This is a genomic window from Chryseobacterium aurantiacum, assembly GCF_003020585.1.
GTDB classification, from domain to species: Bacteria; Bacteroidota; Bacteroidia; order Flavobacteriales; family Weeksellaceae; genus Chryseobacterium; species Chryseobacterium aurantiacum.
Map to the genome: position 1 here is coordinate 1,300,210 of NZ_PXUE01000001.1, position 19,589 is coordinate 1,319,798.

Here is a 19,589-nt window from a genome sequence, read left to right on the forward strand (position 1 = left end):
AATTTAATATATATGAAAAGATTTTCCAAGATATTTATGCTTTCGCTTTTATCACTGGGCTTTTCACCGGTTTTCGCACAGAAATATTATGACGACCAGTGGAAAAAGATAGCAGAAAATAGTCAGAAAGGAGCTTATAAATCTAATCTTCCCATTATTTTGGAACTAGAAAACAAAGCCATGAAAGAAAATAATACAATTCAGCTGATCCGTTCCCTGAAAGCAGAGTTCAGCATTGTACAGCAAACAGTAGACGATGAAAAGAATGATTCGGTTTCAAAATTCTTCAGTAAACTTCAGGGTGCGGAGGGAAAACTGAAAGGAGAAGAGAAATTGGTTTACAAAGTTCTTTTGAACGGTTTTTTTCAGGATTACTACAACCAGAACTATTGGAAGATCAATGGAAGAACCAATATCAATTCGCAGGATGTTTCACAGATTGAGACATGGTCAAAACTCGATTTTAAAAATTATTTAACCAAAAACTATCAGGATCTGGATCAGCAGAAACAGGACCTGAAAAAGGCTTCCTTGGAAAAGTATAAGACGTTGTTTTCAGAGACAAAAGATATTGCCTACTTCCCAAGCCTTTACGATTGGTATGCACTTAAAAAGATTGGCTTTTTATCAGAAAATAATCTTTTTACCAAAAATGAGCTTGCAGAAAACCGAACTTCAATCAATGTCATTTTCGATGATTTGATTGCTTCAAACAATGGAAATTCCAAGTTGTATTTCATGAAAGAAAAGTTGGTTGAGAATTGCAATTTCAATCAATGTAAAGATAAACTTGAGCAGCTTCAGAATCTTGCTAAATCTAATGTAGAGGGAGATTACAAAGTGGTGGTGATGGAAGATATCATGACTGAACTTGTGATGAAAGATAAATTTAAGGAAGCACTAGCTATTGCAGAACAGGCAAAAAGTGAGTACCCCAAATCTCCTTTCATCGGAAATATTAAAAGTAAGGAAACCCAGATTAAAAATCCGTCGCTGACCATCAAGTATGAAAAGCAAACTCAAAATAATCTACCTATTCATTTTGTAGCAGAATCTCAAAATGTTACAGATTTTTCTTTAAATATTTATGAAGTAAAAGAAGATTTTACATCATTGATGAAATATATGCAAAATTCTTATGCAAGTGCCAATTTCAAAAAGGTGAAAAAAAGCCTGGTGAGAAAAGAAAACTACCAGCTTTCAGATGCTAAGGACTATAAACTTCATAAAACTTCATTGGAGATTAAGCCTCTTCCATCGGGAATCTATGTTGTAGAATATTCAGTAGGCGGTGAAAGTGCTAAAGCCAGTGATGATGATTCTCAACAGAATTTTTACTTCATTGTTTCCGGAAATAAAATCATTTACCAAAACAAGTCTTCTAAAAACTCGCTTTCAGATGAGTTGAAATTGGTTACCAGTGAAAACGGAAAACCTGTTATAAGTGAAAATCTTACTTTTCATGAATTTTCAGGAAATAATTCTGTTAGCAAAACTGAGGGTAAAACCAATGAAAAAGGAGTTTTCCAACTTCCTGTTACTGCCAGTAAAGAATATTACAGAACTTTTTTGATCCAACAGCCTAAAACGAATGATTTCCAGATCATGCAGGTATATGGAAACAGAACCAATACAGAAGATTACAACCCTAACAGAGAGTCTCGTACCAAGGCACAAATCTTCACAGACAGAGCCATCTACAGACCAGGGCAGATTGTATATTTCAAAGTAGTAAACACGCAGCTGAATAAGGAAACAGAGTCTGTAGTTTCAGGATTACAGCAAAAAATAACTTTATTGGATGCCAATAATCAGGAGGTTTCTTCACAGAGCTTCAAGACCAATGAATTTGGATCTTATCATGGTAGTTTCACCCTGCCAAAAGGAAAATTAAACGGGGTTTTCTATCTGAATACAGATGGCACAAGCAACGGATATAAAGACATCCGAGTAGAGGAATACAAAAGACCAAAGTTTGAAGTAACCTTTGAACCTGTAAAAGATGAATATAAATATGGTCAGACCATAGAGCTTAAAGGGAAAGCCATGATGTTCTCTGGGGTTGCGCTAAGCAATACAACGGTAAACTATGAAATTAAAAAACATAATATCAGATGGAGATACTTCTGGTGGTATCCAAGAGGTGACGACAACGAAAACTCAATTCTCGGAGAAGCTAAAACCAATGAAAAAGGAGAGTTTGTTATTCGTTTGGAACTGAAGAAAGATGAAAAACTGGAAGGAATACAGATTGATAATTATGAGATCAATGCTTCTGCTACAGATATTAACGGCGAAACACAGTCTGCCAATACACAGTTGAGTGTGGCTTCAGTTTCCCATTACATTAAGGCAGATGATATTAAAAATACTTTCAGTGACGAGAATGTGAAACTTAAAGTAGAAACAAAAAACTATAACGAACAAAATCTTAAAAAATCATATCAGGTAAAGTTGTCAAAGCTGGCAGCTCCGGATAGAATTTTTAGAAATAACTTTAAATCTGAGGTTCAGAATTTACCGAAATATTCAAAAGATGAATTTATCAGCAAGTTCCCACACGACATGTTTGATAAAAATGATGAGATTAAAAACTGGAAAACGCAGAAAGTAATTATTGAAAAGCAGCAACCTGCATCAACAGATAACACCCAACTTTCAACGAACCTTGATTTAGGGAAGCTGGAAGCAGGAGATTATCAATTGGAATTGTTCAATATTGAAGGAAAAGACACCATAAAATCAGCCCAATATTTTAGTGTTTGGGATAAAAATACTCTTAAACCTACTCAAAAAACTTTCCTTACCATAATTGCTCCAAAGGATGAAGTAACAAGAGGAGAGAAAGCGAAAGTGTATGTGTATTCTGCAATTCCCGATGCTTGGGTCAATGTTTTTGTTCAGGATGGATCAGGAAAAACCATTTCAGAAATTCATCAGCTGAAAAATGGAATTTTAGAGTATACTGCCAATATTCCAAAAGAGAAAAATGTATCAGAACTTAATCTTCAGTTTCAATTAGTTGCATTTAACGATGTGGAGACGCAGAGCACAGCCCTGAAAATAAAAGATACTGAGAAGCCTTTAAAAATAGAAACGGTTACTTTCAGAGATAAACTGGAACCTAATTCAAAAGAAAAATGGACTATTAAGGTTACCGGAAATGATAAGGAAAAAGTAAATGCAGAGGTATTGGCCAATATGTATGATATGTCTCTGGATCAGTTTGCTAAAAATGAATATAACTGGGAGAAGTTGTATACACCATTTACTATGATTTCATCTTACACTATGCAGGATTATCTGTTGCAGAAAAGATATCAGAAAAGACAGGATTACTATAACGGAAATTATGTTCAAGTTCCTGATTTTAACTGGTTTGATGGTGATTTTTCATATTCATTACAAGGGCGAGCAGCTGGGGTTAAAATTAGAGGGTACTCTAGTGCTGTTCCAGCACCTGTAAAGGCAGCGAAGAGAGAAAATCCTCCAACAATGAGATTAGAATCTATTAGAATGGATGATAATGCAATTGACATTTTGAATTCAGGAAGACAGTTATCGGAAGAAGAGAGAAAAAAATATGCAGATGGGGCTGGAAATTTAGAGGGGAATTTAGAAAAAGTTCCTGTACGTCAGAACTTAAATGAAACAGCATTCTTCTACCCGAATCTGAAAACAGATGCAGAAGGAAATGTAAGCTTTGAATTCACATCACCGGAAGCTCTTACCAAATGGAAGCTGATGTTCCTTGCTCATACCAAGGATGCCAGAGCTACTACCCAGGAAAAAGAAGTGGTAACGCAGAAAGAATTCTCTGTAACGCCAAATTATCCTAGATTCTTAAGAGAAGGGGATGAATTGAACTTACAATCAAAATTGTCAAACCTTACCGATAAAAAATTGAGTGGCTCTGCAGAATTACAGATTCTGGATGCATTCACAAACGAAAATATCTCTTCAAAATTTGGGGTTGCTTCAGGAACTCAGAATTTTGATCTGACTGAAAACGGGAACGGAGCATTAACATGGAAATTGAAAGTTCCAAACAATGTCTCATCAATTATTTTAAAAGTGGTAGCCAAAGCAGGAGCCTATTCTGATGGAGAACAACAGGCCGTTGCAGTATTACCGAACAGAATGCTGGTAACTGATGCTGTTCCAGTTTTTGTGAAAGAAGGAGAAACCAAAACATTTGTGCTGGATAACCTTAAAGATGCTGCCTCAACAACCATTTCAAACGTTTCCAATACATTGGAGCTGACCACCAACCCAATCTGGGAAATTATGTTTGCGCTTCCAAGCTTGAAGAGTGATCAAAATAGTTCTGCAGATGTCATCTTCAACAAATGGTTTGCAGATGTACTGGCTTCAGAAATATTTAAGGCCAACCCGAAAATGAAAACTATTTTCGAAGAATATCAAAGCAAAGGATTATTAAATTCAAACCTTGAAAAAAACCAGGAACTGAAACAGCTGTTATTGGAAGAAACACCTTGGGTATTGGATAGTAAAAATGAGAATGAACAAATGCAGAAACTGGCGCTCTTGTTTGATGCCAATACGATGAAAAATTCTATCAGTCAGGATTGGAATGAGTTAAAAACATTACAAAATCCGGATGGTGGGTTCTCATGGTATCCGGGATATCCAAGTTCTTACGGAACGTCATTGTATATCCTTAAAAGCCTTGGAAAGATCAATTTATGGCTAAAAGATAATGTGGCAGATTATCAAGGTTCTGAACAGAAAGAACTGGTAGCGAAATTAATTCAGTATGTAGATACTGAAATCAGTAAATATTCAGATATTAAAAATACAAACGTCTGGAGCAATTGGGTTCTTGATTATCTTGATACCCGAAACTACTGGGAAAAACAATATCCGCTAAAAGGAAAAGGAGCTACCTTAAAATCTATGGTGAAACAAAAAGCAAAAGGGGCTAAGATTACTGACTTTACATTCTTTGGGCTTCACCGCGCTGCCTTATTAATGAATGATTATGGGGTGAAAGACGTATCTGATAAACTGATGACCTACCTAAAAGAAACTTCTACAGATACCAAAACACAAGGGATTTACTGGAAGCAGAATCTGAATGATTGGGGATGGTTTGGCTCAAAAGTAGTCAACCATGCAGGAGCATTGGAAGCTTTCAATAAACTGAAATCGAATGATCAGAACTTTATTGAGGAGATGAAGATCTGGCTGGTAACACAGAAAGAAGTGAATTCATGGGGAAGCTCAAGAGGGACTTCAGAAGTGATCTTTACCATCCTGAATTCAGGGAAATCATGGACAGGTACAGAAAGCGATAAAGCAACAATCGTTTGGGGTGGAAAAGAACTGGTTCCTCAAACTCAGGCAACAGGCTATGTGAAATCAGCTGTAAAAACAGAGACTGTGGACAAAAACCTGGCAACAGTAACCATTACGAAACCAGAGCCTGGAATTGTTCAGGGAGGATTATTCTGGCAGTATTATGAAGATCTCGATAAGATTAAATCATCTGAAAATTATATTTCCGTAACCAAGGAGCTTTATAAAAAAGTGAAAACCGTAAACGGGGAAGAGCTTCAGAAGATTTCACCGGAAACACCACTTAAAGTAGGGGATAAGGTAACCGTAAGAATGATATTGAATACAGACCGCGCTATGGAATTTATTCATATTAAAGATATGCGTGCTGCAGGATTTGAACCATTAGATGCATTGTCCGGATATCAATGGAAAAATAATCTTGGGTATTATCAGTCTACAAAAGATGCCTCTACGAACTTCTATATCCAATACATGCCAAAAGGAAAATATGTATTTGAGTACGACGTGGTGGTCAATGCATCAGGTAAATTCTCAAACGGAATTACAACGATGCAGAATTACTACGCACCGCAAATGAATGCGCATACAAAAGGAAGTAATGTCGCAATTTCAGAATAACTTATAAGCATAAAACTGTAGTATTTTTTACTGCAGTTTTTTGTTTGAAAATTGTAAATAAAAAAACATCAAACAATTGTTTAGTTTTGGAATGGTTTTTGGAATTAAAATAGTATCAATTAAAAAAATTATTAAAAGATGAAATTTTCAAAAATTTTAATTACCGGATTGGTGTTAATGGCAGGAGTAAGTGCTTTCGGACAAACCAAAGCTCAGAAGTTTGAAAAACTGCAAATTGAAATGTTCCCAAAAGCTAAAGAAGGATACAAGCAAGTATATATTCAACTACCCGTAGCAAAAAATGAAAATGATTTAAAAGTTGAAGTTTTTGTAGGGGCTGAGAAAATGTTGGATTGTAACAACTACTTCCTGATGGGAGAGATGAAAACTCAGGATCTTCAGGGATGGGGATACAACTATTATGAAGTAGAATCTAAAGGAGAAACAGGAGGAACACTAATGGCTTGTCTTGATAAAAAGCTAACTAAAAAGTTTGTAACCTTAAAACCGGAAATTGTAAGATACAACAGTAAATTACCATTGGTATTCTATGTTCCAAAAGATATAGAAGTACGTTACAGAGTTTTGCGTCCGGATGCTGCAATGAAAAAAGCAGTTCAAAAGTAAAATCAGCTTATTATAATTATAGAAAACTCCTCACAGTGATGTGGGGAGTTTTCGTTTCTGATATTCGAGGTTTTAATTTTGATAAGTAATTCTGTTTTTATTTAATCTTATACAGTAAAGCTTCTGTTTTATGGGTTGAGAGAATATAAAAGAGAGCGATTAAAAGTGGAGTTAATTTTTTTTCAAAGTTTTTTAGTTTTTAATTAACATTTAAACACATCGGGCAAAACTTTATTTTATAAGCTTTTATACTTAAACGCATTTTAAACTTATTTTAAATACATGTTTATATTTGCTAATCTGTAAGCATTTTAACAATTTTTGCATTATATTTGTTATAAACATAAACCATGAAAAACAATTTATTGATTTTTACGTTTAGTTTTTTTGCTTTTCCTGCTTTTGGCTGGGCACAGTCGGCGCCGGATTTTAAAGAACTTCTGGATAGTGCTATGGTTCGGGACTCGAACCTTAAAATGCAGATTACCCAAAATAAACTTACCGATCTCGACGAACATAAACTAAAGGATATCTTTCTTCCTACACTGGAATTAAGTGGTAAGGCAGGATACCTTAACGGAACAGCAAGACTAACGTCACCGGAAATTAATCTGGCTCCTTTTATTAATATCCCTGAGGGAACTTTTAACAACAACTTCAATGTATCCGGATTTTCAGGCGTTGCCAAAGCAGATGCCAAAATGCTTCTGTATTCCGGAGGAAAGGTGAAATACCTTAAAAAAGCAATTGAAGAAAAGAAGAAATCTGAGGATATTCTCTTGGAAAAAACCAAGGATGAGGTTATGGCTACTATTTCCAGAGCCTATGATCAGCTGGCATTGATCCATCAGTCTAAAAGGGTTCTTGACGAAAGTAAAAAAAGACTTGATATCAATAAAAAGACCGCAGATAAAGCATTAGGCTATGGCTTAATTACTCCTTACGATCATAAGAAAATAGAACTGGCCCAGGCAACTTTAGATGCAAAAGTAGTAGAATATGAAGGGAAAAAAGAACTACTTCTTACCCAGCTTTATATTTTAACGGGAATCAATAAAGATCGTCTTAGGATGATAGATCCGATATTGTCTCCTGTAGAATTACTTGCCGCAGAAAAAGGAATAGAGCAAAGAGCTGAAATCCGTGCTCTGGAACATGGAATTAATGCTGCAAATTACAAAATAAAGGCAGAGAAAACATGGATGATTCCAAAGGTTCAGCTCATGGCCTCTGCTTACTATATCGGGCTATACGGAAACCGAATTAAAAGCTCTGAAAATGTAGTTCCGGCAGTGCCCGCACTGGGATATGAGGGCAGAAAGCTAGATTGGAGCCCTAACAATATTAATGTCTTTCCATTAATTACCGCAGGAGTTGGATTTAAATGGGAAATTTTTGACGGAAAAGAAGGAAAGCACGCGGAAGAAACCGCTAAGGTTGGAAAAGAAGTATTGCAGAACCAGAAAGAAGATGCATTGAAAAAGCTAACCCTGAATCTGGCGAATAATCAAACCAATTATGATATTGCTACTGCACAAATTGCATTAAAGACCAAGCAAAAAGAATTGGCAAAAAGTGCATTGGTACAGGCCGAAAAAGAATTCAGATATGGAATGAGTAAATCATCACAGCTTATTGATGCAGAAAATGACCTCGAAGCAGCAGAACTGGATTACCAGAACGCAATTTTCAACCAGAGAAGAGCCGGAATAGAACTGATGAGGGCTACTCAGGAGCTGGATATCACCAAATTTTATTTAATCCCTTAAAAATTAAAATGATGCATAAAAATATAGCTGTACTCATTGCTTCTCTGTTTTTATTGGGAAGCTGCGACAAAAAAAATGAAAAAATAAAGGAACCGGAAGGAAAGACCAAAAAGGATGTTATTTCTTTTGCCCCAAAGGTTACCGGAAGAATTGTAAAAATATATGTTTCCGAAGGACAAACTGTAAAGAAAGGAGATACACTGGCACAACTTGACGTTCCGGAGGTTTCTGCTAAAATAGCACAGGCCCAAGGTGCCGTAAATGCTGCTACAGCCCAAGAACAAATGGCAAAAAATGGAGCTACACCAGACCAATTGAGACAGCTTCAGGCAAAATATAAAGGATTGAAAGAGCAATATGACTTTGCGCAAAAATCCTACAAAAGAGCCAATAATATGTTCCGTGACAGCCTAATGTCTCCACAGGCCCACGATGAGGTGTATGCAAAACTTCAAGGGGCAAAGGCTCAATACGATGCGGTGGTAGCAGAATTGGATGACGTGAATCGCGGAACGCGTTTTGAAAAGGTAGAAATGGCTGCAGGACAGGCTTCCCAGGCTAAAGGAGCTTTGCAGGAAGCTAATGTAGCATACTCTGAAAGATATATCATTGCCACCAATGATATGGATATAGAAACCATAAGCCTGAATACTGGTGAACTTGCAACAGCTGGTTTTGCTCTATTCAACGGGTATATTCCTGAAAGTACTTACTTCAGATTTACGGTTCCTGAAAGTGCAATTTCAAAATATAAAAAAGGCCAGAATGTTAATATGCGGGTGGTTTATAACAAAGAGAATCTGGAGGGAAGCGTTGTTTATATCAAACAGTTGACAAGATATGCAGATATTACCACTGCTTATCCTGACTACCAGCTGCAGGATGCGATCTACGAAATTAAGGTAAAACCTAAGGATATGAATAAAGCTAAAAGCCTTTTGGTGAATGCTAATGTAATCCTGAAATAATCTGAAACGAAACATGATGGTTCTTTGCTTCATAAAAAAATATGAATGAGACTCCATCTGGCATTTAAAATATTAAAATATACAGATGAAAGAATTTTTCCGTCTTTTAAAACGTGAGTTCAAGCTTTTTATCGGCAATTCTACCTTAAGAACCGTGTTCTTTTTGGCACCGGTTTTTTATGCAACCTTGCTGGGGTTTGTCTACAAAAGCGGAAAAGTGGAAAATACACCTGTACTGGTTATTGACAGGGATAATACACCATTGTCCAACCAATTAACAGAAATGCTGGATGATAATAAAAGCATTAGCATTATCAAATACGTTCAGGAGCCGTTGAGCATAAAAGATGAAGTCATTAGACATGAAGCAGCAGCTGTTGTGATCATTCCATCCCGATTTGAGGGAGATATGCTTCAGAAAAAATACCCTGAACTGAATGTTTACATCAATACAGGAAATGTTTTGACGGCGAACTTTGCTTCCAAGGCATTACAACTTACCATAGGAACATTTTCTGCCGGAGCATCCATAAAGGCCTTGCAAAAAGCAGGAATGCCTGCAGCAAAGGCTGCCACACAATATGAGCCTTTCAAAGCCAACTATATTACTCTTTTCAATACCACCGGAAACTACCTTATCTTTATGTGGCCTGCGATGCTGGCAGTGGTACTGCAACAGGTTATTTTGCTGGCAATGGCTGTAAGTTTTGCCGCTGAATTTGAAAGAGGATCTTTTGTGAAGGAATACAGAAAAATGAAAAAATGGGCTTTCCCAACCATGCTTATCAAGGTGATCCCAATCTGGATATCTTCTATTTTGATTGTAGGAATCTATTACTTTATGCATATGATTTTCAGGGTTCCGATGCCGGAGGGAATACTTAACTTTATTCTTCTGACAGCCGTTTTTGTAGGCTCAGCTTCATTTCTGGGGGTATTCATCAGTATATTGATTCCGGATGCATTGAAGGCAACACAGATCCTTATGGTAATAGCATCTCCAGCCTTTATTATCAGTGGTTTTACATGGCCTTTAAATGCGATGCCTGCATTTGTTCAGTTTATCGCCAATATCATTCCGTTAACTCCCTTTTTACAGGCCTTTAAAATTTTATTGATTCAAAAAGGATCTGTAGAACTTACTTTCCCGTATTTGAAACACTTAAGCGTTCTTTTGGTGGTGTATGCCATTATAGGATGGATTGCTTTAAAAATCAAGCTTTGGTTTATCTTCAAAAAAGCAGCTCCGCAAGAAATTGCCGTGGAAAGGACTTCCGAAGAAGAATAAGTGCCTTTACCTGCAAAAAAGGATAGCATCTTTATCGAAGGATTTTCCCCTTGTGAAAAACAAGCGGAGAATATTAGCTATGGCTCATCATCAAAGCTTTATTTTTTATTCATTAAAGGCTACTGGATTTCTCAAACCTCTCTTGTTTTCGAAGTTTCAAACATGAAACGAAAACCTTGTAACGAAATATTCATCTCAATATAAAATCAAACAAAAAAACTGATATATTTGTCTATAGTTAATTAGAAAGTATATGGAAAATGTATTTGACGCAAAAGATGCTCAAAACTATATTGATAGAATAAACAGACTTATAGAAGACACGCATGGATTATGGGGGAAAATGACAGTTGATCAGATGCTGGCTCACTGTTCTGTAACCTATGAAATGATATACGAACCGGAGAAACATAAAAAACCGGGATCCATCGCAAAATTTATTTTAAAGACCTTCGTAAAGCCTAAAGTAGTAGGTGAAAAGGCATACCCAAGAGATTCTCCAACTGCACCTCAGTTTTTAGTAACAGGAAGAAAGAACTTTGAAGAAGAAAAAGTAAGACTGATAGGCTTTATTCAAAAGACTCAACAATTAGGAGCAGAAGCTTTTGATGGTAAAGAATCTTTCTCTTTCGGAAAATTAAATTCTCAGGAATGGAATAACATGTTTGCAAAGCATCTTAACCATCACCTGGCTCAATTTGGAGTATAAAAACACACTGTATGAAAAAATTTTTATTGATCTTCCTACTGGCCGCCAATTTTGTTTTGGGGCAGATGCCTGATATCTCAAATACATGGCTGAACAACAGCAAACCTTATATAGGAACAATTGGGAATAAGGGGCAAGAACTGAAACTTAAAATCAATGTTTCTGAACAGAATAAAAAAAATGATCAGGAATATTTTGTTTCGGGATATTCTCTCGTAGATACCAATTATGTGAAATTTGAAGGGAAAATTACCATTTTAAAATATAAGGACTCTAAGAGACAGGGAACTTTGTTTGGAGAATATGAATTGTCTGAAGAGAATAAAGGAAAGCATTCAGGAGCCTTTAAGGGACGATTTGTTTATAATTTCAAATGGAATAGGAAAACAGAGAAAATCGAAGGACAATATATAGAACTTATAGGAGACTGGAAAAGCTATGATGGAACCCTGGACTTCAAAACTCGTTTGAAAAATAATTAACCGGAACAAAGAGAACCCATCTCGCTAAAGGCATTATCAGGTCTATATCCTTATTGAATAACCTTACCCATCAATATCATTACTAAAAAGAGATCGTCTTTTTAGCCTTAACGTTAACTTCAACTTTAAACAATACATATGAAACTAGGAGCATTTTCAATCAGCTTAAGTGTAAAAGATCTTCAAAAGTCCAAGGATTTTTATGAAAAACTAGGCTTTACAACAATGGCGGGAAGTACAGAGCAAAACTACCTGATCATGAAAAACGGGTCTACTCTGATAGGTCTTTTTCAGGCAATGTTTGACGGAAATATGCTTACTTTCAATCCGGGATGGGATCAAAATGCACAAAATCTTGAATCCTTTGATGACGTACGTGAGATTCAAAAACGCCTAAAGAAAGATGGCATCGAAATCGACAAGGAGGCTGACGAAACAACCTCAGGACCGGAGCATATCTACCTGAAAGATCCGGATGGCAACATGATCTTGATAGACCAGCACAGATAAAGATCTGCTTACAGCAATACTCATTAAAACTTAACTAATAAAAAACAATCATGGCATCAGTAAACGTTTATTTAACATTCAATGGAAACTGCAGAGAAGCATTCGATTTCTATAAGTCAGTTTTTGGAGGAGAATATCCTTACATCGGAACTTTCGGAGAAATGCCTCCAATGGAAGGGAAAGAAACTCCTGAGGGAGATAAAGACAAAATTATGCACGTAAGTCTTCCGATTTCTAAAGAAACAATATTAATGGGAAGTGACACAGGTGGAGAATGGGCTTCCAATTTTCAGGCTGGAAACAACTTTTCAATTTCTGTAAATGCAGAATCTAAAGAAGAAGCAGGAACAATATTCAATGGGCTTTCTGAAGGCGGACAGGTGACCATGCCAATGGCAGATACTTTCTGGGGAGCTTACTTTGGAATGTTTACTGATAAATTTGGAATCAACTGGATGGTAAACTATGACGATCCTGCTAAAATGCAGCAGCATCCATAAGATTAATATTTTGTATGTAATATATAGTTACAATTTACCGGCAGTTATACTGTCGGTTTTTTATTTGATAATACATTTGCATTCCAAAAAAAATTAAATTTGAGCTAAGAATGATTTTTTGCCATAAAGCATCTCCATTCTTATGATATAAAAAATAACAATTAAAAAAATATAAAGATGAAATTTACAATTAACGACATTAAAGCAGAACATCAAAAGGTTAAAAGCGGTGCAGACTTTCCTCACTACATTAAAGCAATAAAAGAACTGGGAGTTTCTCACTATACAGCCTATGTTGATAATGGGAACACTGAATATTTTGATACCGATAATCAGTCTGCCCAGACAGGAAGTAAATATGATACCCTTGTTGTTTCAGAAAAAGTAAACCTTGAAAATTTTAAACTAAGATTAAAGCTCCATCAGCAAGGAGGAACAGATTATATAACCTTTTGCAATGACTGTGCAGAAAACGGGATTGAAGGATGGGTGATGAATCTGGAAGCAATGACCTGTACTTACTTTAACAAACAGCGCGAAGATATCCTGATAGAGCAGATTCCCGGATGAAATAATCTAAAGTATCAGATTTAAAGTGGCTTAATATAAAACTTCTATCTGCCCCATCCTAAAATATCACTTGCTATTATTGATTTAAAATATTAATTTTGTTAAAAACGATAGATAATAGTAATTGATAAACATGAGAAAGGTTTTTACGAAGTTGGCATTTACAGTATTGGGTCTGGGATCCGTTTTTACATTTGCACAAAAAAGTGATCTGGGTGCCTGGTATATGTATTTCGGGAATAATAAGATCAGTAAGAAGCTCAACTGGCACAATGAGGTTCAGTATAGAAATTTTGATGGTATTGGAGATCTTGAACAGCTTTTAATCCGCACAGGAATTGGATATGATCTTACAGAAAACAATAATAATGTGTTGTTGGGATATGGATTTATTCTGAGCCAGCCTTATGCAAACGGTGAAAAAAGAGAAAATATAGAGCACAGGATCTTCCAGCAGTATATCACAAAACAGAAGTTTGGACGTTTTAATATTCAACACCGCTATCGCTTGGAAGAACGTTTTCTGGAAGATGATTTCAGAATGAGATTCCGTTATATGCTAGGTTTGAATATTCCGATCACCCAAAAAGAAATGCTGCCGAAAACACTATATGCATCTGTATACAACGAGATTTTCCTGCATTTTAATAGCCCTGTTTTTGACAGAAACAGAGTATATGGAGCCCTGGGATACGTCATTAATAAAAACATGCGAATTGAAGCAGGATATATGAACCAGATTCAGGAAAACAGGAATAGAGGACAGATTCAGATTGGTTTTTACAACAATATTCCGTTTACTAAAAACTAATCCCCACTGTTTCCGCTGAATGCCCTGATGAAAAACATTATTCGAAAAACATCATTAAATAATTAACACAAAAAATAACACATATGCATTCAGGAAAAAGATTTGGAGCGCGCGAATTTATCAGCTGGACTCGGCGAAGCATTTATGCCTTAGTTGTACTGGCAGCCATTCCTACAGTTCTGTACTTTTTGGGACTGAAATTCGTTTCTGTGCCCTGGCAGCCCATTGCAATCATGGGTACTGCGGTCGCTTTTATTGTAGGATTTAAAAATAATGCCAGTTACAGCAGGCTTTGGGAAGCCAGACAAATTTATGGAGCCATTATCAATGACAGCCGTAGCTTTGGATATATTCTGAGAGATTCCCTTGCTGCAAAAGACTCAAACAAAGTAAAAACAATGTTTCTCCGTCATTATGCGTGGCTTACCGCCCTTAGATTTCAGCTTAGAGAACCAAGAGTTTGGGAGAATACCGGAACATCTCAGTTTGATGAATATGCGAGAAAATATGATATTCCGGAACGTCTTTCAAAGCTCGATGATGAGTTGGAAAAATACCTTTCTGAGCCAGAACTTCAATATATCTTAAGCAAAAAGAACAGAGCAACACAATTGATGGCCAGCCAAAGCAAAGAATTGTCTGAGGCCTATGAAAAAGGAGAAATCAATGACTTTCAATGGACACAGATCAATCAGCAATTGGTGAAGTTTACCGATAGTCAGGGGAAAGCCGAAAGGATTAAGAACTTTCCCTATCCAAGAAACTTTTCTTCCATCACAACCTATCTTTTGTTATTGTTCATTGTTTTTGTGCCTTTTGGACTATTAAAAGAATTTGACAAACTAGGAGAGGGAACTATGGTAGAAGGGTGGACGCTTTGGTTTAATATTCCTTTCTCATTGCTGGTAACATGGTGCTTTCATACTTTAGACAGCGTAGGAGAAGCATCAGTTAACCCTTTTGAAGGAAGCCCGAATGATGTTCCTATCACCCAAATCAGCCGTACCATAGAGATTGATATGAGAGATATGCTGGATGAAACGGACCTGCCGCCAGCTATTACTCCGAAAAACAACATTGTACTTTAAAATTAAAAGATAAAAAAAAAATTGTCTAACGTAAATCTGCATTATCTGCCAAATCTGCGTGAGATAAAAAAGAAAGCTATAAGGTTTAAATAAAAAAATGTTTTTGCCTTAGCCAATTTTTTTTCGAAATTTTTAGTTCTAACAATAAAAAAATAATACTTAAAAAAACTAAATCAAAATGATTCACAGCTATGTTATAATATCCATTGTAGTATTACTGTCTGTAATGATATTGGTAATGATTGGACAAAAACTTAAGGTGGCTTATCCAATCTTTCTTGTGATTGCAGGGCTACTGATTAGCTTTGTTCCGGGAATGCCGCGAGTTGAGATAGAGCCTGATCTCGTATTTCTTATTTTTCTGCCTCCTATTTTGTTTGAAGCAGCATGGTTTACTTCATGGCAGGACTTTCATAAATGGAGAAAACAGATCTTTTCTATGGCGTTTGGGTTGGTGTTTTTAACATCAATCGTAGTAGCTTACCTTTCATCTTCTATTATTCCCGGGCTCACGTTGGCAATGGGATTTCTGCTGGGAGGAGTAAACTCTCCGCCGGATGCTGTAGCAGCTACTTCCGTTCTTAAGCATATGAAGATTCCTAAGAAAATCACCAATATTCTGGAGGGAGAAAGCTTAATTAATGATGCATCCAGTTTAATTGTATTTAAATTTGCCCTGGCAGCCGTTATTTCAGGACAGTTTATCTGGCGAGATGCTGTTCAGGATTTCTTTACCATGGCCGTTGGAGGAATTGCCATTGGAGTAGCAGTAGGATTTTCATTTGGGGCGTTGTTAAGAATTATTCCTACCAACTCCAATATTGATACTGTTATCACACTTATTGTTCCTTACATCATGTATGTTGGAGCAGAACATTTCCATTTTTCAGGGGTATTGGCTGTAGTTGCAGGAGGGCTATTAATGTCCTACAATTCACATTGCTACCTGAGCCATACCTCAAGAATACAGTCCGGAAACGTATGGAGTGTCCTTATATTTCTGATGAATACCATCATCTTTATTCTGATTGGCCTTGAATTGCCAATTGTAGTTGAAGGACTTACAGATTATACTATTTCAGAAGGAATTTTCTATAGTGTTGTCATTGGAGGAGCTATTATCGGAACAAGAATCATATACAGTTATGCCCTCATGTATTTTCCAAGACTTTGCTCCAAGGAGCTGAGGTTAAAAGTTCCCAAACCGGACTGGCGAGAACCTTTTATCATCAGTTTTGCAGCAATGCGAGGCGTTGTTTCATTGGCAGCTGCATTGTCTATTCCCGCTTTCTTACCCAATGGAGAAGCATTTCCACACCGAAATATCATTTTATTTGTAACCTTCGTTATTATATTGATTACACTGGTTGGGCAGGGATTATTACTTAGCCCGATTCTAAAGCTATTAAACATACAAGATGCAGGAAGTGAATTACCGGAGGAAAAACAGGAAGTAATCTTGATGCGAAAACTTAAAGAAACAGCTTTGCATAAATTAGATAATGACTTTTCTGAGCTGGCTGTATCTAATAGCCTTGTACGTCACCAAAAACATAAGCTCGAAAATGAAATGATGCTGATGGCAGATAAGGCCCAATGCATGGCTTCCACAGGAGATTATGTGTCAGCAATTAACGAAAATAAAGATGTCTTACGCCAGATTATCCAGGCACAGAGAAATGAGTTGCATAGAATGAAACGAGAGAAAATATTTGATGATCATGTGATGAGAACCATTGAAATGCAGTTGGATTTTGATGAAGCAAAGATCACTGGTTTTTCACATTGATAATATATTGAACATTTTTGTAAAAGGTATTTGTACCTATTAAAAAATACAACAAAAGTCACAAAAGGATTTAACTAAGTCTAAAATTAAGGTTAACTTGCATAGGGCTCACAAAGTGAAAGTGGATAGATTTTCAAAACTTAAGTGGTCTTTTCAATAGTAAGAATATTAACTCTAAAAGTAACTTAGCCATTAAAATCTTTTGTGGCTTTTGTGGTTGAAAATACTTTAATAATATGAATACACCCATCATTGTTCAGTATAAGATCAGTGCTCCATTCGAAAAGATTTGGAGTGCATTGACAGATCAAAACGAAATGAAATCCTGGTATTTTGATATCCTTGATTTTGAATTAAAAGTAGGAAATATATTTAATTTCTATGAACCCGGAGGTGAGAACAAATACCATCACCAATGCGAGATTCTTGAAATTATTCCCAATAAAAAATTGAAGAACACTTGGGCTTACCCCGATTTTTCAGATCTTAAAACAACGGTAACCTGGGAACTCCAGCCAGAAGATAGTGGAACTTTAGTAAAATTAACCCATGAAGATATTGAAAACTTCAAGGACTTAGGAGATGGCTTTTCGAGAGAAAATTTTACAGGAGGCTGGAACTCTATTTTAGGGCAAAGCCTAAAACAATATCTGGAAAAATAATAAGATGATAGAATTACAGGCTTTTACCATAGTTGATGCCCCAACACTCATTTCACAAATTAAGAATGAAAAAGCGCTTCTTCAGTTTGCAGGACCTAAGTATCATTTTCCTCTCACGGAAGACCAGCTTGCGGATGACTTAGCCGATGAAAACAGAACATTATTCAAAATAATTGATCTCACCAATCATAATATCATTGGTCACGCCCAGATATTTCTAAAGGAAAAAACATTTCTCCTGGGAAGAATCCTGATTTGGGATGAAAACAATCGGGGAAAGGGATACGGAAAAAAAGTGATGCAGGAACTCTTAAAATACGGGTTTAATCATTTCGATAGGGATCTGGCAGAACTGAATGTATACGACTGGAACGCCGGCGCGATTGAATGCTACAAAAAAGTTGGCTTTACCACAGATCCGGATATTAAGAATGAAGCCAAAATAGATAATGAAATCTGGGTTTCTCTCAATATGAAGATTCATAAAAACACCTTTGAAGAGCAAAGAGCATAAGCAAATTTACCAGACTTCGTCCCAGGCTTTGGGCAGAAAATCTAAATGAAGCAACAGTATTTTATATCCATGCTCTCGGTTTTTGTTTCAATGCAGATAAAATGGATGAATTATAGGAAGATCTGAAAACAAAGACCAAAATTTGCTATGAAATTGAAACTTTTGAATGATGAATGAGGGAATTTACCCTATATGACAACAACGGATATATACTACAATTTGGTGAACCTGGGGATAATATTGGCAATACGGAATAAAATTTGCTATTTTTGGGGAAATATTTAGATTATCAATGAGAAAAAATATAATAGCAGGTTTCGCAGCGATTTTATTACTGGCTTCTTGTAATAAGGATAAAGAGATTCTTAATACATTGAATAACTATAATAATTCAATGGAAACAAAAGGATATCACTTTGGTGATAAACTGCAACTTCCTAAAGAGGTAACAGAGAATGCAGAAAGCGTAACCATTAGTTTTGGAGATAAGGAAACAACAGATTTAACCATTGATCCTAAGTTTTTTACACTGGGTGATAATGCTGTAACTTTTAATATCAAAACAAAAGGAGGAGAAGTCCTGAATCAGGATGCAACCATCAATGTATTTGCAAAGAATCCTGAGAAAAACATTTCCTATCAGATTGTAGCGGAATATCCTCATGATCCGAAGAACTTTGTACAGGGCTTTCAGGCTGAAGGAAATACAATCTATGAAAGTGACGGACAAAACGGTTCTTCACAGATCTTAAAATATACGCTGGGTACAACAACTCCTTTGGCTTCTACTAAGCAGGCAGCCGAGGATTTCTCTGAGGGAAGCACTATTGTAGGAGACAAAGTATACCAACTGACATGGCAAAGCAAGAAAGGATATGTGTATGACAAGAGTTCATTAAAGCTTCTTTCAGAATTTGCTTATCCAAATGTGTTAGGTGAAGGTTGGGGATTAACGTATGACGGAAAGAACCTGATTGCATCTGACGGAAGCAAACTATTGTATTTTCTTGATCCTAACGACCCTTCAAAGCTGATTAAATACATTGCTGTGGCGGGAAGCGCTCAGGCTTATGATCAACTTAATGAACTGGAATATCACAATGGGTTTCTTTATGCCAACGTATGGCAAAAGCCAATCATCCTAAAGATTAATCCTGCTAACGGAGAAGTGGTAGGTACATTTGACTTTACAGAAATCGCAAAGCAAAATACCAAAGGAAGTGATGATGTACTGAACGGAATTGCATTTAAAGGAGAAAATATGCTGGTAACAGGTAAAAACTGGCCAAAGATTTATGAAGTTGCTATTAAATAGGAAAAGTTTTATAACAATTTCTATCCGAATAAAATAAAGTATGTAAA

The 19,589-nt window shown here is 36.2% G+C and carries 16 protein-coding genes; all 16 read left to right on the forward strand.

The features are described 5' to 3' along the window. The first annotated feature begins 12 nt into the window (after positions 1–12). Positions 13–5,940, forward strand: coding sequence for an alpha-2-macroglobulin family protein (locus C7D53_RS05685; protein ID WP_106915388.1), 5,928 nt, complete (start codon positions 13–15; stop codon positions 5,938–5,940). A gap of 138 nt (positions 5,941–6,078) precedes the next feature. Beyond that, on the forward strand, positions 6,079–6,567 hold the full coding sequence (locus C7D53_RS05690; RefSeq protein WP_106915389.1) for an ecotin: 489 nt from the start codon (positions 6,079–6,081) through the stop codon (positions 6,565–6,567). A gap of 350 nt (positions 6,568–6,917) precedes the next feature. Continuing rightward, complete coding sequence (locus tag C7D53_RS05695; protein WP_106915390.1) at positions 6,918–8,336, forward strand: TolC family protein; 1,419 nt, start codon at positions 6,918–6,920, stop codon at positions 8,334–8,336. 11 nt (positions 8,337–8,347) lie between these two features. Beyond that, entirely contained in the window at positions 8,348–9,304 is a 957-nt protein-coding gene (locus tag C7D53_RS05700; RefSeq protein WP_106915580.1) for an HlyD family secretion protein, read from the forward strand. A gap of 85 nt (positions 9,305–9,389) precedes the next feature. After that, entirely contained in the window at positions 9,390–10,592 is a 1,203-nt protein-coding gene (locus tag C7D53_RS05705) for an ABC transporter permease (protein WP_106915391.1), read from the forward strand. Positions 10,593–10,845: 253 nt separating this feature from the next. Further along, positions 10,846–11,301, forward strand: coding sequence for a DUF1569 domain-containing protein (locus C7D53_RS05710; protein ID WP_106915392.1), 456 nt, complete (start codon positions 10,846–10,848; stop codon positions 11,299–11,301). An 11-nt stretch (positions 11,302–11,312) separates the two neighbouring features. After that, on the forward strand, positions 11,313–11,783 hold the full coding sequence (locus tag C7D53_RS05715; protein WP_106915393.1) for a hypothetical protein: 471 nt from the start codon (positions 11,313–11,315) through the stop codon (positions 11,781–11,783). A gap of 138 nt (positions 11,784–11,921) precedes the next feature. Beyond that, a complete protein-coding gene (locus tag C7D53_RS05720; protein ID WP_106915394.1) occupies positions 11,922–12,293 on the forward strand; it encodes a VOC family protein in 372 nt (123 codons plus the stop codon). A gap of 50 nt (positions 12,294–12,343) precedes the next feature. Continuing rightward, complete coding sequence (locus tag C7D53_RS05725) at positions 12,344–12,793, forward strand: VOC family protein (protein WP_106915395.1); 450 nt, start codon at positions 12,344–12,346, stop codon at positions 12,791–12,793. Between the two features lie 177 nt (positions 12,794–12,970). Further along, positions 12,971–13,363 (forward strand): DUF1398 domain-containing protein, encoded by a 393-nt coding sequence (locus C7D53_RS05730; RefSeq protein WP_106915396.1) that lies wholly within the window; start codon positions 12,971–12,973, stop codon positions 13,361–13,363. 133 nt (positions 13,364–13,496) lie between these two features. Further along, the gene (locus C7D53_RS05735; RefSeq protein WP_106915397.1) at positions 13,497–14,174 is read left to right on the forward strand and encodes a DUF2490 domain-containing protein; all 678 of its coding nucleotides are present in this window, start codon (positions 13,497–13,499) and stop codon (positions 14,172–14,174) included. An 83-nt stretch (positions 14,175–14,257) separates the two neighbouring features. Beyond that, positions 14,258–15,262: a bestrophin family protein gene (locus C7D53_RS05740; protein WP_106915398.1), complete on the forward strand. Its 1,005-nt coding sequence runs from the start codon at positions 14,258–14,260 to the stop codon at positions 15,260–15,262. A 178-nt stretch (positions 15,263–15,440) separates the two neighbouring features. Next, positions 15,441–17,051, forward strand: coding sequence for a Na+/H+ antiporter (locus tag C7D53_RS05745; RefSeq protein WP_106915399.1), 1,611 nt, complete (start codon positions 15,441–15,443; stop codon positions 17,049–17,051). 236 nt (positions 17,052–17,287) lie between these two features. After that, the gene (locus C7D53_RS05750) at positions 17,288–17,713 is read left to right on the forward strand and encodes an SRPBCC family protein (protein WP_106915400.1); all 426 of its coding nucleotides are present in this window, start codon (positions 17,288–17,290) and stop codon (positions 17,711–17,713) included. 4 nt (positions 17,714–17,717) lie between these two features. Further along, a complete protein-coding gene (locus C7D53_RS05755) occupies positions 17,718–18,227 on the forward strand; it encodes a GNAT family N-acetyltransferase (protein ID WP_106915401.1) in 510 nt (169 codons plus the stop codon). 292 nt (positions 18,228–18,519) lie between these two features. Then, positions 18,520–19,542: a glutaminyl-peptide cyclotransferase gene (locus C7D53_RS05765; protein ID WP_106915402.1), complete on the forward strand. Its 1,023-nt coding sequence runs from the start codon at positions 18,520–18,522 to the stop codon at positions 19,540–19,542. The last annotated feature ends 47 nt before the right edge of the window (positions 19,543–19,589 follow it).

What these genes read in the sequence shown, in the direction of transcription:
- C7D53_RS05745 (WP_106915399.1), top strand. Translation starts at nt 15,441, where the DNA reads ATGATTCACAGCTATGTTATAATATCCATTGTAGTATTACTGTCTGTA.
- C7D53_RS05750 (WP_106915400.1), top strand. Translation starts at nt 17,288, where the DNA reads ATGAATACACCCATCATTGTTCAGTATAAGATCAGTGCTCCATTCGAA.
- C7D53_RS05720 (WP_106915394.1), top strand. Translation starts at nt 11,922, where the DNA reads ATGAAACTAGGAGCATTTTCAATCAGCTTAAGTGTAAAAGATCTTCAA.
- C7D53_RS05690 (WP_106915389.1), top strand. Translation starts at nt 6,079, where the DNA reads ATGAAATTTTCAAAAATTTTAATTACCGGATTGGTGTTAATGGCAGGA.
- C7D53_RS05735 (WP_106915397.1), top strand. Translation starts at nt 13,497, where the DNA reads ATGAGAAAGGTTTTTACGAAGTTGGCATTTACAGTATTGGGTCTGGGA.
- C7D53_RS05715 (WP_106915393.1), top strand. Translation starts at nt 11,313, where the DNA reads ATGAAAAAATTTTTATTGATCTTCCTACTGGCCGCCAATTTTGTTTTG.
- C7D53_RS05725 (WP_106915395.1), top strand. Translation starts at nt 12,344, where the DNA reads ATGGCATCAGTAAACGTTTATTTAACATTCAATGGAAACTGCAGAGAA.
- C7D53_RS05755 (WP_106915401.1), top strand. Translation starts at nt 17,718, where the DNA reads ATGATAGAATTACAGGCTTTTACCATAGTTGATGCCCCAACACTCATT.
- C7D53_RS05740 (WP_106915398.1), top strand. Translation starts at nt 14,258, where the DNA reads ATGCATTCAGGAAAAAGATTTGGAGCGCGCGAATTTATCAGCTGGACT.
- C7D53_RS05685 (WP_106915388.1), top strand. Translation starts at nt 13, where the DNA reads ATGAAAAGATTTTCCAAGATATTTATGCTTTCGCTTTTATCACTGGGC.
- C7D53_RS05700 (WP_106915580.1), top strand. Translation starts at nt 8,348, where the DNA reads ATGCATAAAAATATAGCTGTACTCATTGCTTCTCTGTTTTTATTGGGA.
- C7D53_RS05765 (WP_106915402.1), top strand. Translation starts at nt 18,520, where the DNA reads ATGAGAAAAAATATAATAGCAGGTTTCGCAGCGATTTTATTACTGGCT.
- C7D53_RS05710 (WP_106915392.1), top strand. Translation starts at nt 10,846, where the DNA reads ATGGAAAATGTATTTGACGCAAAAGATGCTCAAAACTATATTGATAGA.
- C7D53_RS05705 (WP_106915391.1), top strand. Translation starts at nt 9,390, where the DNA reads ATGAAAGAATTTTTCCGTCTTTTAAAACGTGAGTTCAAGCTTTTTATC.
- C7D53_RS05695 (WP_106915390.1), top strand. Translation starts at nt 6,918, where the DNA reads ATGAAAAACAATTTATTGATTTTTACGTTTAGTTTTTTTGCTTTTCCT.
- C7D53_RS05730 (WP_106915396.1), top strand. Translation starts at nt 12,971, where the DNA reads ATGAAATTTACAATTAACGACATTAAAGCAGAACATCAAAAGGTTAAA.